Below are 26,398 nucleotides of genomic sequence, written 5' to 3'. Positions count from 1 at the left end.
CGCCGCATGGACGTCAGCCACCTGCTCGAGGATCTCAACGACGCGCAGCGTGAGGCCGTCACGGCCGAGGACGGGCACGTGCTGGTGCTCGCCGGTGCGGGCTCGGGCAAGACGCGCGTACTCGTCCATCGCATCGCCTGGCTGATCCAGGTCCACCACGTCAGCCCGATGGGCCTGCTGGCGGTGACCTTCACCAACAAGGCCGCCGGCGAAATGCGCGCGCGCGTCGGCAAGCTGCTGGGCCTGCGTCCCGACGGGCTGTGGATCGGCACCTTCCACGGCATCTGCCACCGCATCCTGCGCATGCATGCCGCCGACGTCGGCCTGCCCGAGACCTTCCAGATCCTCGACAGCGAGGACCAGTACCGCCTGATCCGGCGCGTGATCCGCGACATGGAGCTCGACGAGGGCGAGTATCCGGCCCGGCAGCAGCAGGGCTTCATCAACCATCACAAGGACGAGGGGCGCCGGCCCGAGCACATCGAGCCCTTCGACAACCCGCATGCGCTCACCCAGGTGGCGATCTACCGCAACTACCAGGACTACTGCGAGCGCTCGGGCCTGGTGGATTTCGCCGAGCTGCTGCTGCGCACGCTCGAACTGCTGCGCGACAACCCGGCGCGCCAGGCGCAGTACCGCGACCGCTTCGGTCATATCCTGATCGACGAATTCCAGGACACCAACAAGCTCCAGTACGCGCTGGTACGCATCATCGCCGGTGATCGCGCCCGCCTGTTCGTCGTCGGTGACGACGACCAGTCGATCTACGGCTGGCGCGGCGCGCGGGTCGAGAACGTCTCGGACTTCGCGCGCGACTTCGACCCGACCGTGATCCGCCTGGAGCAGAACTACCGCTCGACGGCGACCATCCTCGAGGCGGCCAACCGGGTGATCGCCAACAACGAAGAACGGATGGGCAAGAACCTGTGGACCGAGGGCGAGCAGGGCGAGCCCATCGGCATCTTCTCGGCCTTCAGCGCCGAGGAGGAAGCCGAGTTCGTGGTCGCGCGCATCCGCGACTGGCTCGAGCAGGGCGGCGCAGCCTCGGAAGCGGCGGTGCTGTATCGCTCCAATGCCCAGTCGCGCCTGTTCGAACACCAGCTGCTGGCCGAAGGCATTCCCTATCGCGTCTACGGCGGGCAGCGCTTCTTCGAGCGCGCCGAGATCAAGGACGCCATGGGCTACCTCAGACTGGTCCACAACCGCGACGACGACCCGGCCTTCGAGCGGGTGGTCAACGTGCCCGCGCGCGGCATCGGCGAGCGCACCGTGGCCGCCATCCGCGAGCACGCGCGATCTGCCGGAACCTCCCTGTTTGCCGCCGCCACGGCCATGCGCGATTCCGGCGCCTTCGCCGCACGCGCCGGCAACGCGGTGGCACAGTTCCTCGAGATCATCAACGACCTCGACCGGCGCACGCGCGACGCCTCGCTGGGCGAGCTGATGTCGGCGGTGGTCGAGACCGCCGACCTGGCGCGCTGGTACCGGCAGCGCGAGGCGCCCGATCGCGCCGAATCGCGGGAGGAAAACCTGACCGAGCTGATTCGCGCCGCCGAGACCTTTGACCAGCCGCTCGAGGACGAGCAGTCGGGCCTGAGCCCGCTGGCCTCGTTCCTGGCCCAGGCCGCGCTGGAGGCGGGCGAGCACCAGGGCGAGAAGTGGCAGGATTGCGTGCAGCTGATGACCCTGCACTCGGCCAAGGGCCTGGAGTTTCCCCTGGTGTTCCTGTCCGGCATGGAGGAGGGCCTTTTCCCTCACCAGAAATCGACCGAGGAGCCGGGGCGCCTGTCCGAAGAGCGTCGCCTGTGCTACGTCGGCATGACCCGCGCCATGCAGCGCCTGTACCTGACCTACGCCGAGTCGCGCATGCTCCACGGCCAGACCTCGACGACCTATCCCTCGCGCTTCCTCGATGAGCTCCCCGAGGAGCTGACCGAGCAGGTGCGCCCGCGGGCCGCCCGCTACGCCGGTACGTCTTTCGGTGGCGGCGGTATGTCGCAGCCCGGGCCGGAGCACGACTTCAACCTGGGCTCGACCGTCAGCCACGAGCGCTTCGGCATCGGCACCGTGGTCAACGTCGAGGGCAGCGGCCCCAACGCGCGCGTGCAGATCAATTTCGAGACTGCCGGCCAGAAGTGGCTGGTGCTGTCCTACGCCAACCTGGAGCGGCTGGACTGATGGAGACCGTCGAGCTGCTCGACGGTCGGGTCGCCGGGCTGCGGCAGCGCGCGGGCGAGATCCCGGTGCTGGCCCTGCACGGCTGGCTCGACAACGCCAACTCCTTTCTCCCGCTGGCCGAGCACCTCGAAGGGCTCGACCTCGTGGCCATCGACTTTCCCGGGCACGGCCGCTCCGCGCCCCGCCCCGAAGGCGCGCGCTATCACTTCGACGACTATGCCTTCGACGTGCTGGCCGTGCTCGATGCGTTGGGCTGGGAACGGGCGAACCTGCTCGGACACTCGCTCGGCGGCGCGGTGTCGACCCTGGTGGCCGCCGCCGCACCGCAACGGGTGCGGTCGATGGCGCTCATCGAGGGACTGGGCCCCTTGTCGGCACCGGCCGACCGCACGGCCGAGGGCTGGCGCAAGGCGGTGGCGCGCTCGAAGCCGCGCGAGCGGCGTGTGCACGCCCGGCGCGAGGACGCGATCGCCGCGCGGCGCCAGGGCAGCGACCTCACCGAGGCGTCGACCCGCCTGCTGGCCGAGCGCGGGCTTGTCGAGGTCGAGGGCGGCTGGCAGTGGGGCCACGACCTGCGGCTGACCTGGCCCACGGCCCATCGCTATACCGAACCCCAGGTCATCGACCTGATCGCCGGCATCGAGTGCCCGGTCCTCAACATCCACTCCGAGGCAGGCACCGGCCTGATGGATTCGCGCATGTTCGGCCTGCGCCTGGCCGCGCTGCGCCATCGCCGCGAGACGGTGAGCTGCCCCGGCGGCCATCACCTGCACATGGTGCACCCCGACCGCATCGCCCCGAGCATCCTGGAGCATTTCAATGAGCCTGCCTGAGAACCGTCGCAACATTCCCGACGCCGAACGCCTGATCTTCGCGCTCGACGTGCCCGACATCGACCGCGCGCGCGGCCTGATCCGGCAACTGGGCGAACACGTCCGCTTCTACAAGCTCGGCCTGGAGTTCTTCCTGAGCGGCCACTACTTCGAACTGGCCGATGAACTCAAGCAGGCCGGCAAGCGCGTCTTCGCCGACCTCAAACTGTTCGATATCCCGCCCACCGTGGGTCGCGCCACAGCCCAGCTCGCGCGCCGCGACGTCGACTTCCTGACCGTGCACGGCAACGACGGCATGCTGGCCGAAGCGGTCGCCAACCGGGGCGAGATGGGGATCCTCGCCGTCACCGCCCTGACCAGCCTGGACCAGGGCGACCTCGACGACCTGGGATTCCAGTGCGACGTCGAGTCGCTTGTACTCTCGCGCGCGAGGCGCGCCTTCGAGATCGGCTGTACCGGCGTGATCTCCTCGGGCCTGGAAGTTCCGGCACTGCGACGCGAGGTCGACGACCGGCTGGTCGCCGTCTGCCCGGGCATCCGGCCGGTGGCCAACCGCGACGAGCAAAAGCGCACGCTCAGCGCACACGACGCCTTCGCGGCCGGCGCCGACTACATCGTGGTCGGCCGCCCGATCCGCGATGCGGCCGACCCGACGGCCGCGGCGGCGGGCATACAGGAAGAGATAGCTAGTTATTTCAGTTAGTTATATAACTTTCGTGAAAAACTTGATTAGATAAGCCGCCCTGGTATATGATTTTGCGTCGAGGGAGGTGAATTCGAGGTTTCGTTCGCGTCCCCGCGATCAACAATCAATACAGTCCTATCGGCTTTTGCCGACTTCTCCGGGCCGCCCTGCAGGGGCGCCCGGTTTTTCTTTGCGCAGGGCCCTCCGACCCGGATGGTAAACTTGCCGCCCCGAACCTCGACCCCAGTCATGCAGCGAACCAGCCCCTCAATCGGCCTGCCGGCCCGGCTCTACGGCGCCTGGCTGAACCTGCTCCGGCGCATACTGCACTGGTGGGTGCGCACCACCGTGCTGCCCGAGGACCTGTCGGAACTCGACATCGATCCCGAGCGGCCGGTCTTCTACGTGCTCGACACCTATGCCCTGAGCTCCCTGCTGATCGTCGATGAAGTCTGCCGCAAGCTGGGCTGGCCACGACCGGGCGAGGCCTTCCGGGTGGGCGAGGGCATGCTGCCGCGATCCTACGGGGCTTCGCGCCGCTACGGCGGAGTCTTCATCCGACGGCTGCAGCGGCGCCGGCATTCGCAAATGCTGCGACAACTGCTGGGGCATGCCGATACCACCGACATCGCGCAGGTGCAGATCGTGCCGGTCAGCGTGCTCATCGGTCGCGCGCCCGACAAGGAAGACAGCATCTTCAAGATCCTGTTCTCCGAGAACTGGGGCGTCGCGGGCCGCATCCGCCGCCTTTTCTCGACGGTCATCAATGGCCGCGCCACGATGGTCCAGTTCGGCAAGCCGGTCGACGTGGGCGAAGTACTGGCCGAGACGGAGGACAGTTCCCAGGCCCTGGGCCGTATCAGCCGGGTCCTGCGCGTGCACTTCAAGCGCGTTCGCACGGCAGCCATCGGCCCGGACCGCTCGCACCGGCGAACGCTGGTCGAGCGCGTGATCCGTTCAGAGTCCGTGCAGCAGGCCATCACGGCCAAGGCCCGTCGCGACGACATCAGCGAAGACAAGGCCGAGCTGATCGCGCGCAAGTACGCCCGCGAGATCTCGGCCGACTATTCCTACGCCTTCGTGCGAATCGCCGACTTGCTGCTGACCTGGTTCTGGAGCCGCATCTACCGGGGCGTGGTCGTCCACCATTTCAGCCAGTTCCGCGAGGCGCAGGCGGGCCACGAAATCGTGTACGTGCCCTGCCATCGCAGCCACATCGACTACATGCTGCTGTCCTACCTGCTTTACCACCGGGGATTCGTTCCGCCGCACATTGCCGCCGGCGTGAACCTCAACATGCCCCTGGTGGGCCCGCTGCTGCGCCGCGGCGGGGCGTTCTTCCTGCGCCGTTCCTTCCGCTCGCAGCCGCTCTACGCGGCTGTGTTCAACCAGTACGTCACGCTGATCCTCGACCGGGGCGTGGCCCTGGAGTATTTCATCGAAGGCACCCGCTCGCGTACCGGCCGCCTGCTGCCACCGAAGGGCGGCATGCTCTCGATCACCGTGCGGGCGTTCCTGCGCAATCCCTCGCGGCCGCTACTATTCCAGCCGGTCTACATCGGGTACGAGCGTCTGGCCGAGGGCAGCTCCTACATTTCCGAGCTTTCGGGCCAGCAGAAAAAGCCGGAGTCCCTTTCAGATTTCCGCAATCTGGTCAACATCCTGCGCAAGAACTACGGCGAGGTGACGGTCAGCTTCGGCGAGCCCATCAAGCTCGAGAGCATGCTCGACGACCACAATCCCGGCTGGCGCGGCGAGAAGCTCGACAACGGCAGCAAGCCGCCCTGGCTCGGCGACGTCGTGGACGACCTGTCCGAGCGCATCATGGTCAACATCAATCGCTCGGCCGACGTGAACCCGGTCAACCTCCTGGCCACGGCGCTGCTGGCCAGCCGCAAACACGCCCTCGACGAGGACGACCTTGAGAAGATGATCGGCGTGCTCAAGAACGTAGTGCGTCTGAGCAGCTATTCCGATCGCATCACCATCACGCGCATGACACCAGGGCAGGTCGTGGAGTACGGGCTGGAGCTGGGCATCGTCGAACGCCAGGAGCACCGCCTGGGCAACATCATCCGCACCGACGCCACACGCGCGGTGCTGCTGACCTATTTCCGAAACAACACCGCGCACCTCCTCGCGGTTACCGCCTGGATCGCCTGCTGCTTTCTCAACACACAGCGGGTTCGCCGCTCGCGGTTGCGCAACCTCAGCCGCACGGTCTACCCGTTCCTGCAGCGTGAGCTCTTCCTGCCCTGGTCGGACGAAGAGCTGGACGGCGTGGTCGAGCGCTGTATCGACTCCCTGATCGAGCTCGAGCTGCTGCGCGCCTCCGGCGACGTCCTGCAGCGCGCACCCGGCGGCAGCGACGAAAGCTACTACCTGCGCCTGCTCGGCGGCTCCCTGCTGCAAACGTTCGAGCGTTACTTCATCACCATGGCAGTACTGGTCAAGAACGGCTCCGGCAAGCTCAACCGCCGCCAGCTCGAACAGCTTTGCATCCTCGCCGCCCAGCGGATTTCCCTGCTGCACGAATTCGAAGCACCGGAGTTCTACGACCGGACCCTGTTCCGGCAGTTCATCGAGGCGATGTTCGAAAGCGGCTTCCTGTCCCGGGACGAGGACAGCTGCCTGGTCTTCGGGAAGCAGCTCGAGACCTTTGCCCGGGACGCCAAGCTGGTACTGAGCAAGGAGATTCGGCACACCATCATCCAGGTGACGCCGGAGCTGCTCGAGTTGACCGGGGAGGAGAGCTGAGCCGGCTGGCGGCGGCGCAGCCGCCGCTAGGCGTCGAGGTCCGGAATCAGCCGACTCTCGTACCAGGCAATCTGGTCCCGCAGGCGCAATTTGCGCTTCTTGAGGCGGCGCAGCTGAAGCTGGTCAACGGCCGGATTGTCGGCCATGCGCTCGATGGCCTGGTCGAGATCGCGATGCTCTTCGCGGAGCTCGTGCAGGCGGGCGGTGATTTCGGCGAGGTCTTCGGTCACTTTGCCGCTAGAATGAGGGGTTTGGAAACACTCGGAGCGCAGCCATGAACCGCGCCACCCTGCCGCTGACCGTCGTCGAGGATCAGCCGAGCGACGAGAAGTCGCGCAAGCAGCAATATAACACCAACAAGCTGATCAAGCGCCTGCGCCGCCAGGTCGGGCAGGCGGTAACGGACTACAACATGATCGAGCCCGGCGATCGGATCATGGTCTGCCTGTCCGGGGGTAAGGACTCCTACGCCATGCTCGACCTGCTGCTCGGGCTCAAGCAGGCCGCGCCGATCAAGTTCGACCTGGTGGCCGTCAACCTCGATCAGAAGCAGCCCGGGTTTCCCGAACACGTGCTGCCAGAGTACCTGGAGTCGCTCGGCGTGGACTACCACGTCATCGAGAAGGACACCTATTCGGTGGTCAAGCGCGTGGTGCCGGAGGGCAAGACGACCTGCGGGCTGTGCTCCCGAATGCGGCGCGGCACGCTCTACGAGTATGCGCGGGAAAACGGCCTGACCAAGATTGCACTGGGGCACCACCTCGACGACATCGTCGAAACCTTCTTCCTCAACCTCTTTCACGGTGCCGCACTCAAGGGCATGCCGCCGAAGTTGTTGAGCGACGACGGGCAGAACATCGTCATCCGACCCCTCGCCTACTGTCTCGAAAAGGACCTGGAGCGCCTGGCGGAGTTGCGGCGCTACCCCATCATTCCCTGCAATCTCTGCGGCAGTCAGCCCAACCTCGAGCGTCAGAACATCAAACGCATGCTCGCCGAGTGGGAACGAGCCCAGCCGGGCCGGAAGATGTCGATTTTCCGGGCACTGGGAAACGTGGCCCCCTCGCAACTATGCGACCGGGAACTGTTCGATTTCGCCGGCCTGGCGCTGGATCGCTCGTGACTTAAGACACTGGCGCGGCCGGGCTGGCCGGGTGCATCATGAACCTTTTGTCGCCCCATTTCGAGGAGTCCAAGCCATGAAGCGCACTTTCCTAGTCCTGTTTGCCCTCCTCCTGCTGGCCGGCTGCGGTTCGGTCGTGGGAGACTTTTCCCTGGCCGACGGCTCGGTCCACGATGACGACATCTCGGTGGTGAACGGCTCGATCAGCATCGGCAGCGACTGTCAGGTCAACGGCGAGGTCTCGTCGGTGAACGGGTCGGTCGAGGTCGGCGCGAATTCGGTCGTCGGCGAGCTGAGTGCCGTCAATGGCAGCATCAGCCTGGCCGAGGCAATCGTGGTCAACGGCACCCTGGAAAACGTCAACGGCCGGGTGTCTGTCGGAGAGCGAAGCCGGGTCGCCGGGTCGGTCAGCACGGTCAACGGCAGCATCAACCTCGAATCCGGCGCGGTGGCCGAGGGCACGGTGTCGACGGTCAACGGCCGGATCAAGCTGACCGGCGCGGAAGCCTCGGCGATCGGAACGACGAATGGAAACATCGAGATTCTCGAAGGGAGCCACGTCAAGGGCCGCCTCAAAGTGGCCAAGCCCCAGGGCTTCTCGTTCGGCGAGCATGATCCCGTCCGCGTCGTCATCGGCGCGGACAGCAAGGTCGACGGCCCGCTCGTTTTCGAGCGCCCGGTGAATCTTTTCGTTCACGACAGCGCCGAGATCGGCGACGTGGAAGGCGCCGAACCGCAGCGCTACAGCGGTGACTCGCCCTGACAGCGGGAGAACCCGGTCGCGGTCCCGCGCCGGGCTCGGGCGACCCCGTACGGTACCGGCTCTAGTCGTAGGTCGTTCCGTCGTGGCGGATCCAGCCGCCCTCGCCGGGCTGTTCGGGATCATGGTGCGTATAGCCCAGAACCCCGCCTCGACCGTTCCATTCGTAGCGACCCTGAAAGGCGACTGGGTCGCCCTGGGCAAACGGAACCCGTTCGGAGGCTTCGACGGAATGCCTGACGATCAGGTCCAGGCTGTCGTCGACATTCACGACGACTCGTTGATGGGCTTCGCCCGCAATGGTTACGTCGCCGATCAGCTGTGCCACGGTGCCGTGGCCGCTGACCCAGACTCCTGTCCGCCCCTGTTGGAAAGCGTTCAGAAGACGCTCGTTGTCGGGCAGGGCGTCTCCGCCGCCGCAGCCCGCTACCCCGATGACGAATACCATGATCATGAGCACACGGGTGTGTGTTGCCATGGCCTTCTCCTTCCCTTTTGTCGTTTCACGATACCAGATTTTCCTTATAGACCGCATCAAGGCAAAAAAATGCCCCGGACTGGCCGGGGCATTCTCGAACGATGCGATCGGGGCCGCCGGTCGCGGCCGACTTCGGTCAACGCTTCAGTGACTTCCTAAGGCGCTCGAGGGCAGCCAGCTGCGCCATGGCCTCGGCCAGCTGGGCCTGGGCCTGGGCCACTTCCATGTCGGCAGAGCGGTCGGCAAGCGCCCGTTCAGCTTCTTCCTTGGCCTTGACGGCGGCGGCTTCGTCCAGGTCGCTGGCGCGCGCGGCCGTGTCCGACAGGACGGTGACCACGTGCGGCTGCACTTCCAGCAGCCCGCCGGAGATGTAGTAGAACTCCTCGCCGCCCTCGGGCAGCATGACGCGCACCTGGCCGGGCTTGAGCCGGGTCAGCAGCGGGGCGTGCCGCGGCGCGATGCCGAGTTCACCCTCCTCGCCGGTGACCACGACCATGGCGGCCTCGCCCGAGAAGATCTCGGCCTCGGCGCTGACGATGTCGCAATGAATTGTCGATGCCATTCCTTAACTACTCCGTACCCGGCGATTGCACGTGGGCGAGTTGCGATTGGGCGCGGTCGATCAGGCCGCTTCCTGGGCCATCTTCTCGCCCTTCTCGACGGCTTCCTCGATCGTGCCCACCATGTAGAAGGCCTGCTCGGGCAGGTGATCGTACTCGCCCTCGCAGATGCCCTTGAAGCCGCGGATCGTGTCCTTGAGCGACACGTACACGCCCGGTGATCCGGTGAAGACTTCGGCGACGAAGAACGGCTGCGAGAAGAAGCGCTCGACCTTGCGCGCACGCGCGACGGTCAGCTTGTCTTCCTCGCTCAGCTCATCCATGCCGAGGATGGCGATGATGTCCTTGAGTTCCTTGTAGCGCTGCAGCGTGCCCTGCACCTGGCGGGCGACGTCGTAGTGCTCCTGGCCCACGACCAGCGGATCGAGCTGCCGCGAGGTCGAGTCAAGCGGGTCGACGGCCGGGTAGATGCCGAGCTCGGCGATCGAGCGCGCCAGAACGACGGTCGCGTCGAGGTGGGCGAAGGTCGTGGCCGGCGAGGGGTCGGTGAGGTCGTCGGCCGGAACGTAGACGGCCTGGATCGAGGTGATCGAGCCGGTCTTGGTGGAGGTAATGCGCTCCTGCAGGGCGCCCATTTCCTCGGCCAGCGTCGGCTGATAACCCACGGCGGACGGCATGCGACCCAGCAGCGCGGACACTTCGGTGCCGGCCAGGGTATAGCGGTAGATGTTGTCGATGAACATCAGCACGTCGCGGCCTTCGTCGCGGAAGTACTCGGCCATGGTCAGGCCCGACAGGGCCACGCGCAGGCGGTTACCCGGCGGCTCGTTCATCTGGCCGAACACCAGCGCCACCTTGTCGAGGACGTTGGAGTCCTTCATCTCGTGGTAGAAGTCGTTGCCCTCGCGCGTGCGCTCGCCCACGCCGGCGAACACCGAGTAGCCGGAGTGCTCGATGGCGATGTTGCGGATGAGCTCGAGCATGTTGACCGTCTTGCCCACGCCGGCGCCGCCGAACAGGCCGACTTTGCCGCCCTTGGCGAAGGGGCAGATAAGGTCGATGACCTTGATGCCGGTCTCGAGCAGTTCGTTGCTGGCGGCCTGCTCGTCGAAGGCGGGCGCTTCACGGTGGATCGGCCAGCGCTCTTCCTCGCCGATATCGCCGGCTTCGTCGATCGGGTTGCCCATGACGTCCATGATGCGGCCCAGGGTCTTGGTGCCGACCGGAACGCTGATGGGCTTGCCGGTGTTGCTGACCGAAATGTGACGGGTCAGGCCGTCGGTCGAGCCCAGCGCAATGGTGCGCACCACGCCGTCGCCGAGCTGCTGCTGGACTTCCAGCATGATGTCTTTTTCGTCGACGATCAGGGCGTGATAGACGTTGGGCACTTCGCCGCGCGGGAACTCCACGTCCACGACGGCGCCGATAATCTGAACAATCTTTCCAGAACTCATGCTTCGACCTCAGTGTTGGTTTGGCGGCAAACGTCCGTCCGCAGCCGGTTTTTCAATTCGTTTCAGGCGCGAGCGGTCGATCAGACCGCGGCGGCGCCGCTGACAATCTCGGAAATTTCCTGCGTAATCGAGGCCTGGCGGGCCTTGTTGTAGGCCAGCTGCAGGTCGTCGATCAGGTCGCTGGCGTTGTCCGAAGCGCTCTTCATGGCAACCATGCGGGCGGCCTGCTCACTGGCCACGTTTTCCAGCGCCGCCTGGTAGATCAGCGATTCCACATAACGCGTAAGCACATCGTCGAGCAGTTGCTCGGCGTCGGGCTCGTAGAGGTAGTCCCAGTACTGCAACATGGGCTCGTCCTCGGTCGGCGGCAGCGGCAGGACCTGCTCGGCTGTCGCCCTCTGCGTCATCGTATTGATGAAATCGTTATAACAGAGGAAGACCTGATCAATTTCGCCTTCCTTGTAGCCGTCGAGCACAACCTTGATCGATCCGATCAGGTCTTCCAGTCGCGGCCTCTCACCGAGATCCTGGGTTGCAGCGGAAACGTCGATCTTCAATCGACGGAAAAACTGCGAAGCCTTCCGGCCGATCAGTACGGTGGTCACTTCAACGCCCTGTTCCTGCCACCGCCGGAACTCACTCAGCAGGGTGCGGAACAGGTTGGTGTTCAAACCACCGCAGAGACCACGGTCGGTCGCGATCACCACATACGCCACTCGCTTGACATTCTCTCGCTCGACGGTGAATGGATGGCGATACTCTGGGTTGGCATGGGCGAGGTGACCAATCACCTGGCGCATCATTCGCGCATAGGGCCGCGAGGCCTCCATGCGATCCTGGGCCTTTCGGATCTTGCTGGCCGAGACCATCTCGAGCGCACTGGTGACCTTGCGCGTGTTCTTCACGCTCTTGATCTGACCGACGATTTCTCTTGATCCGCTCATATGTCTCTCAGTGTCCTAGTGGTTACTGACTGCAGTCCGATCGATGGTCGTTTACCAGCTGCCGGTCTTTTTGAACTCGTCACAGGCCTTCTTCAGCTCGGCCTTGAGATCGTCGTTCCAGTCACCGCTGTCGTTGATCTTGCTCATCAGGTCTTCGTGGCTGCTGTTCATGTAGTCGCGCAGCGCGGCCTCGAAGTCGGTGACCTTGTTCAGGGGCAGGTCGTCGAGGTAGCCCTCGTTGCCCGCGAACAGCGACACGGCCATCTCGGCGACCGACAGCGGCGTGTACTGCGGCTGCTTCATCAGCTCGGTGATGCGCTGGCCGCGCTCGAGCTGCTTGCGGGTCGATTCGTCGAGGTCGGAGGCGAACTGCGAGAACGCCGCCAGCTCGCGGTACTGGGCCAGCGCCAGTCGAACACCGCCGCCGAGCTTCTTGATGATCTTGGTCTGGGCCGAGCCACCCACGCGCGAGACCGACAGGCCGGCGTTGATGGCCGGGCGGATACCGGCGTTGAACAGGTCGGTCTCCAGGAAGATCTGGCCGTCGGTAATCGAGATGACGTTGGTCGGGACGAAGGCGGAGACGTCGCCGGCCTGGGTCTCGATGATCGGCAGCGCGGTCAGCGAGCCCGTCTTGCCCTTGACCTCGCCGTTGGTCTTCTTCTCGACATACTCGGCGTTGACGCGCGCGGCGCGCTCGAGCAGGCGCGAGTGGAGATAGAAGACGTCGCCCGGGTAGGCTTCACGACCCGGCGGACGACGCAGCAGCAGCGACACCTGGCGGTAGGCCCAGGCCTGCTTGGTAAGGTCGTCGTAGACGATCAGGGCGTCTTCGCCGCGATCGCGGAAGTACTCGCCCATGGCGCAGCCGGCGTAGGGCGCGATGTACTGCAGCGCGGCCGACTCGGAGGCGTTGGCGGCGACGACAATCGTGTGCTCCATCGCGCCGTGCTCTTCGAGCTTGCGCACCACCGAGGCCACCGAGGAGGCCTTCTGGCCCACGGCGACGTAGATGCACTTGATGCCCTTGCCCTTCTGGTTGATGATCGCGTCGATCGCCACGGCAGTCTTGCCGGTCTGGCGGTCGCCGATGATCAGCTCGCGCTGGCCGCGGCCGACCGGCACCATGGCGTCGATCGACTTCAGGCCGGTCTGGACCGGCTGGTCGACGCTCTGGCGCGCGATGACGCCCGGGGCGATCTTCTCGATCGGCTCGGTGGTTTCGGTGTCGATCGGGCCGTTGCCGTCGATGGGATTGCCCAGCGAGTCGACCACGCGACCCAGCAGCGCTTCACCCACCGGCACTTCGAGAATACGGCCCGTGCAGCGCACGGTGTCGCCTTCGTTGATGTGGGTGTAGTTGCCCATGACCACGGCGCCGACCGAGTCGCGCTCGAGGTTGAGCGCCAGGCCGTAGGTTTCGCCGGGAAATTCGATCATCTCCCCCTGCATGGCATCGTCGAGGCCATGGAGACGGCAGATGCCGTCGGAGACGCTGACCACCGTACCTTCGGTGCGCGCTTCGGAAGAGATTTCGAACTGCTCGACGCGCTTGCGGATCAGTTCGGAAATTTCAGTCGGGTTGAGGGTCTGCTGCATGATTGCAATCCTTGAACATTCAATTCATTCCGGTCGCCGACCCGATACCTGTCGCGACCGATCCGTTTTAAGCGTTGATTCGTCGGCCCAGCTGTTCGAGACGACCGCGCACGCTGCCGTCGATGACCTTGTCGCCGGCGCGGATTACCGCCCCGCCGATCAGGGATTCGTCGACCTCGACGTGCATGTCCACTTCGCGCCCGAAGCGCGCCTTGAGGCGCTCGGCCAGATCGCCGGACTCCTTGTCGTCCATCGGCTTCGCGGAGTACACCTCGACGCGGATGCGCTGCTCGGCTTCGCGCCGGTATTGCTCGTATTGAACGGCAATCTCGGGAAGGAGCTCCAGGCGGCCGTTCATGATCACCACCTTGAGAAAGTTGGTGAACGACTCGTCGAAGCGCTCCCCGCCGATGTCGGTGATCAGCTCGAGCAGGCGGTCGCCGCCCATGCGCGGATCGCCGGAGAGGTAGTGCATCTCCTCGGTGCCGGCGATCTCGGACGCGAGTTCCAGCGCTTCGCTCCAGCGAGACAGCGTGTCGGCGTCACGCGCCGCCTCGAAGGCGGCACGGGCGTAGGGTCGGGCGAGTGTGGTCCGGTTGAGCATGGCTTACAGTTCCGCGGCCAGCTTGTCGAGCATCTCGCGATGCCGCTTGTCGTCGATCTCGGACTCGATCACGCGTCCGGCGCCAGCGATGGCCAGTTCGGCGACGCGCTCGCGTAGCGCCTCGCGGGCCTGGTTGGTGGCCTGGCGGATTTCCGCTTCGGCCGCCTGCACCTGGCGGTCGCGCTCGGCGATGGCCTCTTCCTTGGCCTGCTCGACGAGCTGGTTACCGCGCTGGCTGGCCTGCTCGATGATCTCGCCGGCCTTGCGACGGGCCTCGCGGATGATCTCGTCGGCTTCGGCATTGGCCTTGTCGAGCGCCTGTTCGGCTTCCTCGGACTGGGCCAGGCCTTCGGCGATCTTGCGCCGACGCTCTTCCATGGCCTGGGTCAGAGGCGGCCAGACGTACTTCATCGTGACCAGGACCAGCACCAGGAAGGTGCCGGCCTGGCCAACCAGGGTGCCTAGCGAGACATCCATAGCATTCCCCTGCAGTAATTCGCGTTTGGTTTCAGTAAACGGTTACTCGCGCCGATCAGCTGCCCAGGGCAGCCAGCAGCGGGTTGGCGAACAGCAGCAGGGCGGCGAAGGCCACGCCGATGATCGACAGGGCGTCGAGCAGGCCGGCGATGATGAACATGCGAACCTGCAGCATGCCGGCCAGTTCCGGCTGGCGGCTCGCGCCTTCGAGGAACTTGCCGCCGAGCAGGCCGAAACCGATACCGGTGCCGAGCGCGGCAAAGGCGAAGATCAGACCGACGGCGATGGCGGTGCTGGCCTGGATGGTTGCGATCATTTCCACTTTCGTTCTCCTGGTGATTTGCTACTTGAGCTTGGGTTACGGGTTAATCGAATCAGTGCTCTTCATACGCCAGCGACAGATACACGATCGTCAGCGTCATGAAGATGAAGGCCTGCAGCGGCACCACGAGAATGTGGAACACCGCCCAGGCGCCGCCGGGGATGAACTGGATCCACCACGGCAGCATGGCAATCAGGATGAAGATCAGCTCGGCCGCGTAGAGGTTGCCGAACAGTCGCAGCGCCAGCGAGACCGGTTTGGCCACCAGCTCGACGATATTGAGCAGGATGTTGGCCGGCCACAGCAGCGGATTCTTGCCGAAGGGATGAAACAGCATCTCCTTGCCGAATCCCGCGAAGCCCTTGCCCTTGACGCTGTAGACCAGGATCAGGACCAGAACCGACAGCGACAGCGCGAACGGCGCGTTGACGTCGGCCGAAGGCACGACCCGAAGGTAGTCCAGGCCCATCTTGCTCGCCAGCAGCGGCAGGTAGTCGACCGGAATCAGGTCCATGATGTTCCACAGCAGGACCCACACGAAGATGGTCATCGCCAGCGGCGCAACGAACTCGCGCGGTCCGTGGAAGCTTTCCTTGACCGAGTTGTCGACGAAGTCGACCAGCACCTCGACGAAGTTCTGCAGCTTGCCCGGCACGCCCGAGGTTGCGCGACGCGCGGCCATCATCATGACCAGCAGCATCAATGCGCCGAGCACGATGGAGAAGAACAGGGTGTCGACGTGGAAGGTCCACAGCCCTTCGCCCACCTTGAGGTGCTCGAGGTGGTGCGAGACGTATTCGGTCGGGGAAGATCCGGCTGCTGCGACTGCAAAACTCACGATCGGGTCGTCCTTGCTCTCAATTCATCACGAAGCCGCGCGCCCGAGGCGCAACAGCGCAAACCAGTAGGCCAGTACGGTGGCCACGTATCCTGTCAGCACCGGCGCGAAGAAACCGGCAAACCACTTGGCGACGATGACGAACAGCACCACCGCCAGGGCCAGCTTCAGCGCCATGGCTCTGTAGAAGGCCCCCATCATCTGCGACGGCTCGGCGCCGCTCGAGACCGCTCCGGCGCGCAGCGCGCTGACGGCCGTGAGCACGATGCCGATGCCGCCGCCCACCAGCACGGCCAGCCCCTGCGGGACGCCGGCCAGCAGGCCGAAGGCGAGCGCTCCGATCACGCTGAGCACCGCCTGCAGGCGAAGCAGCCAGACCACGGTGTGCGCGAATCTCTCCTGCACCTGTCCGTCCCTCGCCACTGTCCTGCTTCGATGTCGGGCCTGTCGAAACGTCGATGCGCATCGACAAAAATGCCACCGCCGACGCTTAAGGCATCACCGGTGGCCACAAATCCAGAGAATTATAGCAGGGGAGAAAAGCGGGCGGCAAGCCGTGTGCCGCCCGCGGCCCGGATCACAGGCCGGGATGGAACTGCCGCAGCAACGCGGAGACCGCTTTCGAGGCGGGCAGCTCGGCGTCGATCGTGATGCGCTCGCCGGCGCGCATGACCTCGAGGCTGACCGTCTCGCCGCCCCGGCCGAGCAGGACCCGGCCGATTTCGACCGGCCGGTCGACGGCCTCACCGTCTATGCTCAGCACGACGTCGCCGTCCTCGAGCCGGAGGGGATTGTCGGGATCGATGCGCAGGACGACCACGCCCTCGGCGGTTCCGAAATAGGGCTCGAGCCCGGCGTGGTTGCTGATCATGTCGCTGTGGCGGCCGAGTCCGGCGAGACGCGGAGGCAGGGGCGGCTCGGGGACCCACTTCCGGTCGCCATCGATGACGATCACCTCCCGGTCGATTCGGGGGGCATCGGGCGCATCCGGCGCCGGCGGCGGCCCCTTGATGTCGTGCGTGATCACGTGGAAGTTGCGGGCCGGCGAGGACACCGTGACGTCCAGGGTCATTCGTTCGCCGTTGCGTTCGATCTCGACCGGTACGCTGTCGCCGGCCTCGACGCCCTCCATCGGGGCACGCAGGCTGTCGGGGTCGGCGGCATCGACGGCCTGCCCGTCAATGGCGATCAGTCGGTCACCGGACTCGATGCCGGCCTTCTCGGCGCCGCTGCCGGGGGTGACGCCGACGATCTCGTTGGGATCGTCCTCGCCACCGAGCAGGACGCCCAGGCGCGGCCGGGTCATGCGCAGGCCGCGGATCACTTCGCGGTGGATGCGCTCTTCCATGCCCGCCATCTCGCCCTCGAACCCCTTGAGATGCTCCATCTCTTCCAGGGCTTCGAGCCGCTCGAAGCGCATGGCTTCGACGTCCACGTCGGCCAGTTCACGCTGGATCCGGGCCAGCTTGCGGGCGGCCTCGGCCACTTCGTTGCGAGCCTGCTCGAGTTCGGCGCGCAGGGCTTCGCGTTTGGCGGCTTCCTCGGCCGCATCCGCGCCGCCCGCTTCGTCCTGCGCAGCCGCCCACTGGGGCGCCATCAGCGTCAGGATGGTCAGTGCAATCAGCATTACTCTCATGTCCAACTCCTCCTTGGAGTATTCCGTGTCAGTATTCGGTCGTCTCGTTCAGACGCTGGCCAGCAGCATCTCGCGCCGCCAGTCGCCGTCGGCGTAGCGCCGATTGAGTTCAGCCAGCAGTTCGATGCGCTGCCGCCAGAGATCGGGGTCGGCGGGCGCCTCGGCCAGCTGCTGGTCGAGCCAGGCAAGCTCCGTCTCCAGCCAGAGCAGGGACTCGAGTTCCAGGCCGCCGACCGGTCGTTGCCGATGATCGGCCAGACGGTTTTCGAGCCGCGCCGAAGCGGCGCGCAGATCCGCCAGCGACATCATTTCCGAGCCGGTCGATGGCGTTCCGGGCTCCGAGGTCGGTTCCGGCATCTGCACGAACACGCTGGCCAGCACGACCACGGTGACCATCGCCGCCAGGGCCGAGACGCGCCGCACGAGGCGGTGCTTCCTGTGCCGGTCCAGCTCGCCGGCGATGGCCGGCCACAGATCGTCGGGCGGACCGGAGCGGTTCATCCGGGTGAAGTCGATGGCGTCATCCATGTTCCATGCTCCTGGCCGCTACTTCGTCGGCCGTCAATCGGTTCCTGAGCTTTTCGCGCGCCCGCGCCAGCCGGGACTTCGACCAGGACACGGTCTGCCCGGCCAGTTCGGCGATCTCGGCGTGTTTCATGCCCTCGGCGTCGTGCAGCCAGACCACCTGGCGGTCGAGTGCGTCGAGCTCGGCGAAGGCCCGCTCCAGGTCCAGCGCCGAGTCGTGATCGCGGAATTCCCCGCATTCGTCGATTTCCGGCCGCTCGGCGGCCTGGCGCCGGTGCTGGTCCATCACCTGGTTGACCAGGATGCGGCGCAGCCAGAAACCGAATTGCTCGGCCTTCCTGAGCTGGCCGATTCGCTCGAAAGCCAGCACGAAGGCCTGCTGGACCGCATCCCAGGCGCGCGCCTCGCAGCCGCTCAGCCGGACCGCCAGGGTCCAGGCCGGCTGCGAATACCGGCGATAGACGCGTTCCTGGGTGCGACGACAGCGTCGCTTCAGGGCGGCCAGGGCCAGATCGTCGATGGGGCTCGAGAGGCTCATGTCGGTGTATAGACGCCCGGGCGCGGGAAAAGGTCGCAGACTCGATTGTGCCGGAGCACCCGGGCCGCCGACATGTAAAGTTGACTTGACTTCAGGTAAAGCGGACTTTACATTATGTAAAACCTGCTTTACATCAATCCGTCGGTGAACAAGGAGCCGCGAATCATGTCTTCGATGTCTTTTCAGGAAAAAAGCGCCTGGGGCACCCTCGTTAGCCTGCTGGTCATCGGCGCGCTGTATTTCTCATCGGTCATCAATCTCTGGCGCGCCGAACAGCTGCACATGGCCGCGATGTTCGGCCTGTCGGTCGGCTTCACGATCCTGCTCGTGATCATCCTGGTTGGCTTCCATATCCTCGTGGCTGCCATCTCCGGCGCCGAGAACGAAGACGAGCGCGATCGCCTGATCGCCTGGCGTTCCGGCAACACCAGCGGGCTCGTGCTGGGCTTCTGCGTGGTCTCGATCGTGCTGATGATCATCGGCGGCGGCATGGTCGGCGCGAGTTTCTGGCAGCAGCCGGTCATCATCGCCAACGCCCTGATGGCGGGCGTGTTCCTGTCCACCGTGGTCGAACTGGCGCTGACCATCTGGTTCCACCGGCGGGGCATCTGAGGTGGGCGCCGCCATCAACAACCGCGTGCGCGAACTACGCCAGGCCGGCGACGGCATGACCCAACAGGACCTCGCCGCGGCCGTGGGCGTTTCGCGGCAGACGATCATCGCGATCGAGCGCGGGCGCTACAGCCCGTCGCTCGAAGTCGCGCTGAAGATCGCATGGACGTTCGGCCAGCCGGTGGAAACCGTGTTCCGACTGTCGGACGAGCCCGAGTGAGCGCGTCGCCGCCCGGGCTCGGTTATAGTCCCGCACGAAGGGTGCAATTCACCGGAGTATCAGCATGACCCAGGACTTTCGTGGCGTGACCGTCGTCATCACCGGTGCCTCGATGGGCGTGGGCGCGGCCGCCGCACGCGCCTTCGCCGAGCGCGGCGCCAACCTGGTCCTGATCGCCCGCGGCGAGGAGAAGCTGCGCGAGTTCGCCGACCAGCTCGATATCGGCGAGCGGGCCCGGATCGCCCCGATGGACATCACCGACAGCGACGCCTTCGCCGCCATGCTGGCCGAGGCCGAGCAGCGTTTCGGCACGATCGACGTCCTGGTCAACAACGCCGGTTACCACGCAAGGGGGCCATTCGAGAACATCAGCGCCGACGATGTGGCCCGCATGGTCGACGTCAACCTCAAGGCGCCCCTGGTGGCCACCCGACTGGCGCTGCCCCACCTGAGGAAGTCCAGGCGCGCGGCGGTGATCAACGTCGCCTCGCTGGCCGGGCGCACCCCGGTTCCGGGGTCGGCGACTTACTCGGCCACCAAGTTCGGACTGCGCGCGTTCACCCTGGCCCTGAAAGAGGAGTTGCTCGGCGAAGGCATTCGCTTTGCCAGCGTCTCGCCGGGCCCGATCGACACCGGCTTCATCATGGACGACATCGACGGCGCCACCGACCTGACCTTCTCCCAGCCGGTCTCGACGGCCGAGCAGGTGGCGGCGGTCATCGTCAGGGCCGTCGACGACGGTCCGGGCGACTACCCGATGCCGAAAGCCAGCGGCTACCTGACCACCATCAGCTATCTGTTCCCACGCATCGGACGCGCGCTGCGACCCATGCTGGAGAAAAAGGGCGCGCGCACCAAGGCGCGGCTGAAGCGGGAAAAACGACCAGGCGGCTAAGCGTCAGCTAGCGCTTGAAACGCTCCAGCAGGCCGTCGAGCTCGTCGAGGCTGGTGTACCTGATGGTGACCTGGCCCTTGCCGGAGTTGGAGTGCTTGACGCTGACCGGGGCGCACAGGGTTTCGGTGAGTTCCTGTTCCAGGCGCTGGATGTCGGCGGACTTGTGCTCGCCCTTGGATTTCTTCGACTCGGGCCTGCCCTCGCGCATGCGCCGCACCAGCGCTTCGGTCTGGCGAACCGACAGATCCTGGTCGACGACCTGGCGCGCGGCGCGGATCTGATCGGGGCGCTCCAGCGTGAGCAGGGCGCGGGCATGGCCCATGTCGAGCTGTTTCTGGTCGACCAGCTCGCGCACTTCCGGCGCCAGCTCCATCAGGCGCAGCAGGTTGGTCACCGACGTGCGGGAGCGACCGACGCTGCGCGCGGCCTGTTCGTGGGTGAGACCGAATTCCTCGATCAGGCGGCGGAGCGCGACGGCTTCCTCGAGCGGATTGAGGTCCTCGCGCTGGATGTTCTCGATCAGCGCCAGGGCCAGGGTGGCCTCGTCGGCGATCTCGCGCACCAGCGCCGGTATGGTGGTCATGCCCGCCATCTGGCAGGCACGCCAGCGTCGCTCGCCGGCAATCAGTTCGTAGCGGCCCTGCTTTGCCAACGGGCGCACCACCACGGGCTGGACCAGGCCCTGTTCCTTGATCGAGTCCGACAGCTCCTGCAACCGATCGGGGTCCATGGCCGAGCGCGGCTGGTAGCGGCCGGGCTCGATGACATCGACCGGCAGCTCCTTCAAACCGTGCAATTCGCCGTCGGGACTTTCCTGCTCGGCCGCCGCCCGGGTCTTGCCGAGCAGGGCGTCGAGGTTGCGGCCCAGGGGTTTCTTCTTACGGGATGCGGCCATCGGCTCAGAATTCCTACAGGCGTTGTTCTTCGGCGGCCAGGTCCTGCGCGGTAGCCGAGGGCGCACGCGCGGCCTCGCCCATGCGTCGCAGGTATTCGCCGGCCAGGCCCAGGTAGGCCACAGCGCCGCGCGAATCACGGTCGTAGTGGATCACCGACTGGCCGTAGCTCGGCGCCTCGGCCACGCGCACGTTGCGCGGCACGACGGTGGCGTAGAGCTTGTCGCCGAAATGCTCGGACAACTGGCGCGAGACGGCACCGGAGAGGTTGTTGCGAATATCGAACATGGTGCGGACCAGGCCCTCGATCTCGAGCTCCGGGTTCACCGAGTTCTGGATCTGCTCGATGGTGCCCAGCAGCGCGGTCAGCCCCTCGAGCGCGTAGTACTCGCACTGCATCGGGATCAGCACCGAGTCGGCCGCCGTCAGGGCGTTGAGGGTGAGCACGTTCAGCGACGGCGGGCAGTCGATGATGATGTGGTGATAGCGCGATGCCGCGTTGGCCAGCGCCCCGCGCAGCACCGTGGCGCGGTCATCTTCGTCCATCAGCGCCACCTCGGCGGCGGTCAGGTCGCCGTTGGCCGGCACCAGGTCGAAACCCATCGCCTCGACGTGGACGACCGCTTCCGAGAGGGCGCAATCGCCCATCAGCACCTCGCACAGGGTGTTCTGCTCGTCCTCGAGTTCGACGCCCGAGCCGGTCGTGGCATTGCCCTGCGGATCGATGTCGATCAGCAGAACGCGGCGCTCGAGTTCGGCCAGGCCGGCGGCGAGGTTGAGCGCCGTCGTGGTCTTGCCCACGCCGCCCTTCTGGTTGGTTACGGCCACGATTCGGGCCCGTCGCTGTGTCATGACTTCCTCAGGATGGCCAGGCTGCGGGCACCGCCCGCGCCGGGCACGTTCAGTTCGATTCTCTCGACATTGTACGCATCCGCCACGGCGGCGCACTCGTCGTCTTCAAGCCGGCCCTTCATGGCCAGCAGGGTCGCCCCGCCGGCCAGCAGGTGACCGAGCTGTTCGACCAGGCGCGGCAGGGGCGCCAGGGCCCGCGCGACCACCTGGTCGGGCGCCCGCTCGGGCGCGAATTCCTCCAGGCGGGCGTGAACGGGCTCGATGTTGTCCAGTCCCAGTTCGCGCCGCACCTGGCGCAGGAACCGCACCTTCTTGCCGTTGCTGTCGACCAGCACGAAGTGCCGCTCGGGGCAGGCGATGGCCAGCGGCACGCCCGGCAGGCCGGCGCCGGTGCCGGCGTCGACGATCTGCTCGCCGTCGATCCAGGGCAGGATGCTCAGGCTGTCGACCAGGTGACGGTCCACCATCGCAGCCGGCTCGTCGACCGCCGTGAGATTATAGGCGCGATTCCAGCGCGAGAGCAGGGCCAGATAGTCGAGCAGGCGGTCCTTTCGTGCGTCGTCGAGCGTCAGTCCGAGCCCCGCCAGGCCCTCATCCAGCCTGGCGCGCAGTGCCTGGGCGTTCACGATTCGCTGGTCTCCCCGGTGTCGGCCTCGCTCGCTTCACCGGGCACCGGCGGCGCCGGCAGGTCGCGGTGGTGATGGCAAGCGACCTGGTGACCGTTGTCGAGCTTCTCCAGCTCGGGCACCTTCTCGGCGCACAGCTCGGTGGCGAAGGGGCAGCGGGTGCGGAACACGCAGCCCGACGGCGGGTTCAGCGGCGAGGGCATGTCGCCCTTGAGCGAGCGCCGCGCGCGCTTGCGCTCGCGCACCGGGTCGGGAATCGGCACCGACTCGATCAGGGCGCGGGTGTAGGGGTGGCGCGGCTCGCGATAGATCTTGGAGCGGTCGGCCATCTCCATGACCTTGCCCATGTACATGACCAGAATCCGGTCGGAGACGTGGCGCACGATCGACAGGTCGTGGGCGATGAAGATCAGCGACAGCTGCAGCTTCTTCTGCAGGTCTTTCAGCAGGTTGACGATCTGCGCCTGGATGGACACGTCGAGCGCGCTCACCGGCTCGTCGCAGACGACCAGGCGCGGATTGACCACCAGCGCCCGGGCGATGCCGACGCGCTGGCACTGCCCGCCGGAGAATTCGTGCGGGTAGCGATTGATCTGGTCCGGCCGCAGGCCCACCAGTTTGAGAATGCCGGTCACGCGCTCGCGGATCTGCAGGCGCGACATCGACGGGAAGAAGGTCTTCAGCGGCTCGGCGATGATGTCGCCGACAGTCATGCGCGGGTCGAGCGAGCCCTGCGGGTCCTGGAAAATCAGCTGGATCTCGCGACGCTTGCGGCGCAGGGCCTCCTCGCTGAGCTGCACCAGGTCTTCGCCCAGCCACAGGATCTCGCCGCGCCTGGGTCGCTGCAGGCCCAGCAGCGCCCGGGCCAGGGTGGATTTACCGCAGCCGGACTCGCCGACGATACCGAGGGTTTCGGCCGAATAGACGTCGAAGCTCACGCCGTCGACGGCGCGAATGCTGCGGTAGTCGTGGCGAAACAGGGTGCCGGCATCGACCCGGAAGCTCACCTCGAGGTTTCGAACCTGGAGCACTGGGTTGCGCATCAGCCGGCCTCCTCTTTCGGCGGCAGCGACTCAAGATGGCAACGCTTGAAACGGCCCTCGCCGATTTCCTCGAACTCCGGCAGCGCATGGCACTTGTCCCAGGCGTAGGGGCAGCGGTCGCGGAAGGGACAGCCTTCGGGCACCTCCAGAAGGTTGGGCGGATTGCCCGGAATGGCGTGCAGGATGCCCGAGTCGTGACGGTCCAGCCGCGGCACCGAGGCCAGCAGGCCCTCGGTGTAGGGATGCTGCGGGTCGGCGAACAATTCCTCGATGCCGGCCATCTCCATCTCCTTGCCGGCGTACATCACCAGCACGCGGTCGCACAAGCCGGCAACCACGCCCAGGTCGTGGGTGATCAGCAGGATCGCCGTCGACGACTGTTCGGAGAGCTCGCCCATCAGTGAGTTGATCTGCGACTGCACCGTGACGTCGAGCGCGGTGGTCGGCTCGTCGGCGATCAGCAGGTCGGGCTGGCACAGCAGCCCCATGGCGATCATCACGCGCTGGCACATGCCGCCGGATAGCTCGTGCGGATACTGCTTCATGCGTTGTTCCGGGTCGCTGAGCTGCACCAGGCGCAGCATCTCGATGGCGCGTTCCCTGGCCGGCTTCTTCTTGAGATTGCGGTGATGCGTGAGCACCTCGACGAGCTGGTCGCCGACGGTGAGATAGGGATTGAGCGAGCTGACCGGGTCCTGGAAGATCATCGAGATCTTCGAGCCCCGGACCCGGGTCAATTCCGACAGCGACATGCCCAGCAACTCCTGCCCGCGAAACTTCACCGAGCCGGTCGCCCGGCCGTTTTCCGCCAGCAGGCCCATCAACGCCAGCGCCGTCTGCGTCTTGCCGGACCCCGACTCGCCCACGAGCCCCAGCGTCTCGCCGGGCTCCAGGTCGAAACTGATCCCGTTGACGGCATGCACCACGCCGTCGGGCGTATCGAACGACACCGTCAGATCCCGCACCTCAAGCAACGCCATGACAACCTCTCAAAGACCACTCCGAGCCTTCTACCCGGTGCTCTTCCTGAAACCTGAAACCTGAAACCTGAAACCTTTGTGATGTCATAAGCGATCCTTCGGATCCAGCGCATCCCTCAACCCGTCGCCCAGGAAGTTGAACGCGAACAGGGTCACGGCCAGGAACGTGGCCGGGTAGAGCAGGGACCAGGGCGCGGTCTCCATTTCCTGGGCGCCCTCGTTGACCAGTGCGCCCCAGGAGGTCAGCGGCTCCTGCACGCCCAGGCCGAGGAAGCTCAGGAAGCTCTCGACCAATATCACTTGTGGAATGGTCAGGGTCACGTAGACGATCACCACGCCGAGCAGGTTGGGAACGATGTGGCGGCGGATGATCTGCCACTCGGTCGCGCCGCAGGCGCGCGCGGCTTCGACGAAGTCCTTGTTCTTCAGGCTCAGCGTCTGGCCCCGGACGATGCGCGCCATGTCGAGCCAGTTGATTGCACCGATGGCCACGAAGATCAGGAAGATGTTGCGCCCGAACACGACCATGAGCAGGATCACGAAGAACATGAAGGGCATGGCGTAGACCGCGTCGACGATGCGCATCATCACGTTGTCGACCCTGCCGCCGACGTAGCCGGCAAAGGCGCCCCAGGTCACGCCGATGAGCAACGACACCAGGGTGGCGACCAGTCCGACCAGCAGCGAGATCCGCCCGCCGATCATGGTGCGCACGAACAGGTCGCGACCGAGCGCGTCGGTGCCGAAGATGTGGCCTTCCTCGAGCGACGGCGGCGAGGAGTAGTTCTCCCAGTCGGGAATCTCGTGGTCCCATTCCGAGAGCATGGGGCCGAAGGTCACCAGCGCGATCATCAGCACCAGGATGCCCAGCGCGGCCACCGCCGCACGGTTCTTCAGCAGGCGGTGCCAGGCGTCGACGTAGAGCGAACGCCCGCGGACTTCTCGCGTATCGAGGGCCTGCTCGAAGGCGTCGCGAGTGGCTTCGGTATTCACGTCTCGGTCTCCCCGTCGTCATAGCGAATGCGCGGATCCAGGAAGGCATAGATCAGGTCGACCAGGAAGTTGAACAGGATGATGAGCACACCATAGAGGATGACCACGCCCATCACCAGCGTGTAGTCGCGGTTGAGCGCGCCCTGCACGAAGTACGAGCCGATGCCCGGGATGGTGAAGATGCGCTCGACCACCACCGAGCCGGTCAGGATGGCCGCGGCGGCCGGGCCGAGGTAGGAAATCACCGGCAACAGCGCAGGCTTGAGGGCGTGGCGCAGGATGACTTCCTTTTCGGGCATGCCCTTGGCCCGCACCGTGCGGATATAGCTCGAGTGCAGCACCTCGATCATCGACCCGCGGGTGATGCGCGCGATGTAGGCGATCATCGGCAGCGCGAGCGTGACCACCGGCAGCACCATGCGGTCGAAGCTGAAGGCCCAGCCGCCGGCCGGTACCCAGCCGAGCACGATGGCGAACAGCAGGATCAGCAGCGGCGCCATGACGAAGTTGGGAATCGAGATGCCGACCATCGCGATGCTCATCACCGTGTAGTCGGCCGGCCGGTTCTGCCGCAATGCCGCCCAGGCGCCGGTGATCACCCCGATGACCAGGGCCAGCAACAATGCCGCCGCACCCAACAGAAACGACACCGGTGCGCCCTGGATGATCAGGTCGTTGACCGTCCAATCGCGGTAGTGGAACGACGGCCCCAGGTCGCCGCGGGCGATCTGCCAGAGATAGCGCGCGTACTGGAACACCAGCGGCTCGTCGAGATGATACTTCGCCGCCAGGTTGGCCTCGATATCCGCCGGCAAGGCCCGCTCCGAATCGAACGGCCCACCCGGCGCGATGCGAATCAGGAAAAACGCGAAAGTGATCAGCAAAAACAGCGTCGGAATCGCCGACCCCAGCCGCCGAAGCGAATACTTCAGCACGATAGCCTCCGATCGAGCCGGAGCATAGAGCATTTCTC

Annotated in this window: 30 protein-coding genes; 9 read left to right on the top strand and 21 right to left on the bottom strand. The window is 65.8% G+C overall.

Going from position 1 to position 26,398, the window contains the following annotated elements:
• The first annotated feature begins 6 nt into the window (after positions 1-6).
• The 4 genes from uvrD (at position 7) to plsB (ending at position 6,453) form a co-directional block, all read left to right on the top strand.
• The gene (gene uvrD / locus DZC52_RS10485) at positions 7-2,178 is read left to right on the top strand and encodes a DNA helicase II (RefSeq protein ID WP_116651096.1); all 2,172 of its coding nucleotides are present in this window, start codon (positions 7-9) and stop codon (positions 2,176-2,178) included.
• Entirely contained in the window at positions 2,178-3,011 is an 834-nt protein-coding gene (locus tag DZC52_RS10480) for an alpha/beta hydrolase (RefSeq protein WP_116651095.1), read from the top strand. The genes uvrD and DZC52_RS10480 overlap by 1 nt, the downstream gene beginning before the upstream one ends.
• The gene (gene pyrF, locus DZC52_RS10475) at positions 2,998-3,714 is read left to right on the top strand and encodes an orotidine-5'-phosphate decarboxylase (RefSeq protein WP_116651094.1); all 717 of its coding nucleotides are present in this window, start codon (positions 2,998-3,000) and stop codon (positions 3,712-3,714) included. Before DZC52_RS10480 ends, pyrF begins: the two co-directional genes overlap by 14 nt.
• A 231-nt stretch (positions 3,715-3,945) precedes the next feature.
• Positions 3,946-6,453 carry a glycerol-3-phosphate 1-O-acyltransferase PlsB gene (gene plsB, locus DZC52_RS10470; RefSeq protein WP_181918901.1) on the top strand — a complete coding sequence of 836 codons (2,508 nt, stop codon included), beginning with the start codon at positions 3,946-3,948 and terminating at the stop codon, positions 6,451-6,453.
• Between the two features lie 26 nt (positions 6,454-6,479).
• Here the strand turns inward: plsB and DZC52_RS10465 are convergent, their stop codons facing one another.
• On the bottom strand, positions 6,480-6,683 hold the full coding sequence (locus DZC52_RS10465; protein WP_116651092.1) for a YdcH family protein: 204 nt from the start codon (positions 6,681-6,683) through the stop codon (positions 6,480-6,482).
• 44 nt (positions 6,684-6,727) lie between these two features.
• On the opposite strand from DZC52_RS10465, the gene ttcA reads away from it, so the two are divergent.
• Both ttcA and DZC52_RS10455 read left to right on the top strand, forming a co-directional pair.
• Positions 6,728-7,576, top strand: a complete 849-nt coding sequence (gene ttcA, locus DZC52_RS10460) for a tRNA 2-thiocytidine(32) synthetase TtcA (RefSeq protein WP_116651091.1) — start codon at positions 6,728-6,730, stop codon at positions 7,574-7,576.
• A 76-nt stretch (positions 7,577-7,652) separates the two neighbouring features.
• Positions 7,653-8,339, top strand: a complete 687-nt coding sequence (locus DZC52_RS10455) for a polymer-forming cytoskeletal protein (protein ID WP_116651090.1) — start codon at positions 7,653-7,655, stop codon at positions 8,337-8,339.
• Positions 8,340-8,400: 61 nt separating this feature from the next.
• On the opposite strand, the gene DZC52_RS10450 is transcribed toward DZC52_RS10455, so the two are convergent.
• From DZC52_RS10450 to DZC52_RS10390, 13 genes are all read right to left on the bottom strand, one after another.
• Complete coding sequence (locus DZC52_RS10450) at positions 8,401-8,814, bottom strand: DUF3465 domain-containing protein (protein ID WP_181918900.1); 414 nt, start codon at positions 8,812-8,814, stop codon at positions 8,401-8,403.
• Between the two features lie 136 nt (positions 8,815-8,950).
• The gene (locus DZC52_RS10445; protein WP_116651088.1) at positions 8,951-9,376 is read right to left on the bottom strand and encodes a F0F1 ATP synthase subunit epsilon; all 426 of its coding nucleotides are present in this window, start codon (positions 9,374-9,376) and stop codon (positions 8,951-8,953) included.
• Positions 9,377-9,436: 60 nt separating this feature from the next.
• Positions 9,437-10,828: a F0F1 ATP synthase subunit beta gene (gene atpD, locus DZC52_RS10440; protein WP_116651087.1), complete on the bottom strand. Its 1,392-nt coding sequence runs from the start codon at positions 10,826-10,828 to the stop codon at positions 9,437-9,439.
• An 80-nt stretch (positions 10,829-10,908) separates the two neighbouring features.
• Positions 10,909-11,772 carry a F0F1 ATP synthase subunit gamma gene (gene atpG / locus DZC52_RS10435; RefSeq protein ID WP_116651086.1) on the bottom strand — a complete coding sequence of 288 codons (864 nt, stop codon included), beginning with the start codon at positions 11,770-11,772 and terminating at the stop codon, positions 10,909-10,911.
• Between the two features lie 51 nt (positions 11,773-11,823).
• On the bottom strand, positions 11,824-13,371 hold the full coding sequence (gene atpA / locus DZC52_RS10430) for a F0F1 ATP synthase subunit alpha (RefSeq protein WP_116651085.1): 1,548 nt from the start codon (positions 13,369-13,371) through the stop codon (positions 11,824-11,826).
• A 67-nt stretch (positions 13,372-13,438) separates the two neighbouring features.
• A complete protein-coding gene (locus DZC52_RS10425; RefSeq protein ID WP_116651084.1) occupies positions 13,439-13,975 on the bottom strand; it encodes a F0F1 ATP synthase subunit delta in 537 nt (178 codons plus the stop codon).
• 3 nt (positions 13,976-13,978) lie between these two features.
• Positions 13,979-14,452 carry a F0F1 ATP synthase subunit B gene (locus DZC52_RS10420; RefSeq protein WP_116651083.1) on the bottom strand — a complete coding sequence of 158 codons (474 nt, stop codon included), beginning with the start codon at positions 14,450-14,452 and terminating at the stop codon, positions 13,979-13,981.
• A gap of 55 nt (positions 14,453-14,507) precedes the next feature.
• Positions 14,508-14,768: a F0F1 ATP synthase subunit C gene (gene atpE, locus DZC52_RS10415; protein WP_147307659.1), complete on the bottom strand. Its 261-nt coding sequence runs from the start codon at positions 14,766-14,768 to the stop codon at positions 14,508-14,510.
• 58 nt (positions 14,769-14,826) lie between these two features.
• Positions 14,827-15,612 carry a F0F1 ATP synthase subunit A gene (gene atpB / locus DZC52_RS10410; RefSeq protein WP_220338332.1) on the bottom strand — a complete coding sequence of 262 codons (786 nt, stop codon included), beginning with the start codon at positions 15,610-15,612 and terminating at the stop codon, positions 14,827-14,829.
• Positions 15,613-15,639: 27 nt separating this feature from the next.
• Complete coding sequence (locus DZC52_RS10405) at positions 15,640-16,017, bottom strand: ATP synthase subunit I (protein WP_181918899.1); 378 nt, start codon at positions 16,015-16,017, stop codon at positions 15,640-15,642.
• A gap of 172 nt (positions 16,018-16,189) precedes the next feature.
• The gene (locus DZC52_RS10400) at positions 16,190-17,248 is read right to left on the bottom strand and encodes a PDZ domain-containing protein (protein WP_116651079.1); all 1,059 of its coding nucleotides are present in this window, start codon (positions 17,246-17,248) and stop codon (positions 16,190-16,192) included.
• A 48-nt stretch (positions 17,249-17,296) separates the two neighbouring features.
• Entirely contained in the window at positions 17,297-17,776 is a 480-nt protein-coding gene (locus tag DZC52_RS10395; protein WP_116651078.1) for a hypothetical protein, read from the bottom strand.
• On the bottom strand, positions 17,769-18,311 hold the full coding sequence (locus DZC52_RS10390; RefSeq protein WP_116651077.1) for an RNA polymerase sigma factor: 543 nt from the start codon (positions 18,309-18,311) through the stop codon (positions 17,769-17,771). The genes DZC52_RS10395 and DZC52_RS10390 overlap by 8 nt, the downstream gene beginning before the upstream one ends.
• Before the next feature lie 165 nt (positions 18,312-18,476).
• On the opposite strand from DZC52_RS10390, the gene DZC52_RS10385 reads away from it, so the two are divergent.
• The 3 genes from DZC52_RS10385 to DZC52_RS10375 all read left to right on the top strand — a co-directional run bounded on the left by DZC52_RS10385 (position 18,477) and on the right by DZC52_RS10375 (position 20,038).
• Complete coding sequence (locus DZC52_RS10385; RefSeq protein ID WP_147307658.1) at positions 18,477-18,923, top strand: hypothetical protein; 447 nt, start codon at positions 18,477-18,479, stop codon at positions 18,921-18,923.
• Between the two features lies 1 nt (position 18,924).
• The gene (locus tag DZC52_RS10380; protein ID WP_116651075.1) at positions 18,925-19,143 is read left to right on the top strand and encodes a helix-turn-helix transcriptional regulator; all 219 of its coding nucleotides are present in this window, start codon (positions 18,925-18,927) and stop codon (positions 19,141-19,143) included.
• A gap of 64 nt (positions 19,144-19,207) precedes the next feature.
• The gene (locus DZC52_RS10375; RefSeq protein WP_116651074.1) at positions 19,208-20,038 is read left to right on the top strand and encodes an SDR family NAD(P)-dependent oxidoreductase; all 831 of its coding nucleotides are present in this window, start codon (positions 19,208-19,210) and stop codon (positions 20,036-20,038) included.
• A 7-nt stretch (positions 20,039-20,045) separates the two neighbouring features.
• Here DZC52_RS10375 and DZC52_RS10370 read toward each other — a convergent pair whose 3' ends face one another.
• The 7 genes from DZC52_RS10370 to oppB form a co-directional block, all read right to left on the bottom strand.
• Positions 20,046-20,933, bottom strand: coding sequence for a ParB/RepB/Spo0J family partition protein (locus DZC52_RS10370; protein ID WP_116651073.1), 888 nt, complete (start codon positions 20,931-20,933; stop codon positions 20,046-20,048).
• A gap of 13 nt (positions 20,934-20,946) precedes the next feature.
• On the bottom strand, positions 20,947-21,783 hold the full coding sequence (locus tag DZC52_RS10365) for a ParA family protein (RefSeq protein WP_116651072.1): 837 nt from the start codon (positions 21,781-21,783) through the stop codon (positions 20,947-20,949).
• Positions 21,780-22,409, bottom strand: a complete 630-nt coding sequence (gene rsmG / locus DZC52_RS10360) for a 16S rRNA (guanine(527)-N(7))-methyltransferase RsmG (protein WP_116651071.1) — start codon at positions 22,407-22,409, stop codon at positions 21,780-21,782. The genes DZC52_RS10365 and rsmG overlap by 4 nt, the downstream gene beginning before the upstream one ends.
• Positions 22,406-23,452: an ABC transporter ATP-binding protein gene (locus tag DZC52_RS10355; protein WP_116651070.1), complete on the bottom strand. Its 1,047-nt coding sequence runs from the start codon at positions 23,450-23,452 to the stop codon at positions 22,406-22,408. Before DZC52_RS10355 ends, rsmG begins: the two co-directional genes overlap by 4 nt.
• Positions 23,452-24,432: an ABC transporter ATP-binding protein gene (locus tag DZC52_RS10350; RefSeq protein WP_116651069.1), complete on the bottom strand. Its 981-nt coding sequence runs from the start codon at positions 24,430-24,432 to the stop codon at positions 23,452-23,454. The genes DZC52_RS10355 and DZC52_RS10350 overlap by 1 nt, the downstream gene beginning before the upstream one ends.
• Before the next feature lie 84 nt (positions 24,433-24,516).
• Positions 24,517-25,425: an ABC transporter permease subunit gene (locus DZC52_RS10345; RefSeq protein ID WP_116651068.1), complete on the bottom strand. Its 909-nt coding sequence runs from the start codon at positions 25,423-25,425 to the stop codon at positions 24,517-24,519.
• Positions 25,422-26,360 (bottom strand): oligopeptide ABC transporter permease OppB, encoded by a 939-nt coding sequence (oppB, locus tag DZC52_RS10340; RefSeq protein WP_116651213.1) that lies wholly within the window; start codon positions 26,358-26,360, stop codon positions 25,422-25,424. Before oppB ends, DZC52_RS10345 begins: the two co-directional genes overlap by 4 nt.
• Between the last annotated feature and the right edge of the window lie 38 nt (positions 26,361-26,398).

The sequence above is a fragment of the Wenzhouxiangella sediminis genome (genome assembly GCF_003410055.1).
GTDB classification, from domain to species: domain Bacteria; phylum Pseudomonadota; class Gammaproteobacteria; order Xanthomonadales; family Wenzhouxiangellaceae; genus Wenzhouxiangella; species Wenzhouxiangella sediminis.
Note: the sequence above shows the minus strand (reverse complement) of the source record. Positions and strands in the feature narration are given on the sequence as shown.

Coding starts and splice junctions, on each gene's coding strand:
- uvrD (WP_116651096.1), top strand. CDS start 7: ATGGACGTCAGCCACCTGCTCGAGGATCTCAACGACGCGCAGCGTGAG.
- DZC52_RS10480 (WP_116651095.1), top strand. CDS start 2,178: ATGGAGACCGTCGAGCTGCTCGACGGTCGGGTCGCCGGGCTGCGGCAG.
- pyrF (WP_116651094.1), top strand. CDS start 2,998: ATGAGCCTGCCTGAGAACCGTCGCAACATTCCCGACGCCGAACGCCTG.
- plsB (WP_181918901.1), top strand. CDS start 3,946: ATGCAGCGAACCAGCCCCTCAATCGGCCTGCCGGCCCGGCTCTACGGC.
- ttcA (WP_116651091.1), top strand. CDS start 6,728: ATGAACCGCGCCACCCTGCCGCTGACCGTCGTCGAGGATCAGCCGAGC.
- DZC52_RS10455 (WP_116651090.1), top strand. CDS start 7,653: ATGAAGCGCACTTTCCTAGTCCTGTTTGCCCTCCTCCTGCTGGCCGGC.
- DZC52_RS10450 (WP_181918900.1), bottom strand. CDS start 8,814: ATGGCAACACACACCCGTGTGCTCATGATCATGGTATTCGTCATCGGG.
- DZC52_RS10445 (WP_116651088.1), bottom strand. CDS start 9,376: ATGGCATCGACAATTCATTGCGACATCGTCAGCGCCGAGGCCGAGATC.
- atpD (WP_116651087.1), bottom strand. CDS start 10,828: ATGAGTTCTGGAAAGATTGTTCAGATTATCGGCGCCGTCGTGGACGTG.
- atpG (WP_116651086.1), bottom strand. CDS start 11,772: ATGAGCGGATCAAGAGAAATCGTCGGTCAGATCAAGAGCGTGAAGAAC.
- atpA (WP_116651085.1), bottom strand. CDS start 13,371: ATGCAGCAGACCCTCAACCCGACTGAAATTTCCGAACTGATCCGCAAG.
- DZC52_RS10425 (WP_116651084.1), bottom strand. CDS start 13,975: ATGCTCAACCGGACCACACTCGCCCGACCCTACGCCCGTGCCGCCTTC.
- DZC52_RS10420 (WP_116651083.1), bottom strand. CDS start 14,452: ATGGATGTCTCGCTAGGCACCCTGGTTGGCCAGGCCGGCACCTTCCTG.
- atpE (WP_147307659.1), bottom strand. CDS start 14,768: ATGATCGCAACCATCCAGGCCAGCACCGCCATCGCCGTCGGTCTGATC.
- DZC52_RS10400 (WP_116651079.1), bottom strand. CDS start 17,248: ATGAGAGTAATGCTGATTGCACTGACCATCCTGACGCTGATGGCGCCC.
- DZC52_RS10395 (WP_116651078.1), bottom strand. CDS start 17,776: ATGGATGACGCCATCGACTTCACCCGGATGAACCGCTCCGGTCCGCCC.
- DZC52_RS10390 (WP_116651077.1), bottom strand. CDS start 18,311: ATGAGCCTCTCGAGCCCCATCGACGATCTGGCCCTGGCCGCCCTGAAG.
- DZC52_RS10385 (WP_147307658.1), top strand. CDS start 18,477: ATGTCTTCGATGTCTTTTCAGGAAAAAAGCGCCTGGGGCACCCTCGTT.
- DZC52_RS10375 (WP_116651074.1), top strand. CDS start 19,208: ATGACCCAGGACTTTCGTGGCGTGACCGTCGTCATCACCGGTGCCTCG.
- DZC52_RS10370 (WP_116651073.1), bottom strand. CDS start 20,933: ATGGCCGCATCCCGTAAGAAGAAACCCCTGGGCCGCAACCTCGACGCC.
- DZC52_RS10365 (WP_116651072.1), bottom strand. CDS start 21,783: ATGACACAGCGACGGGCCCGAATCGTGGCCGTAACCAACCAGAAGGGC.
- DZC52_RS10355 (WP_116651070.1), bottom strand. CDS start 23,452: ATGCGCAACCCAGTGCTCCAGGTTCGAAACCTCGAGGTGAGCTTCCGG.
- DZC52_RS10350 (WP_116651069.1), bottom strand. CDS start 24,432: ATGGCGTTGCTTGAGGTGCGGGATCTGACGGTGTCGTTCGATACGCCC.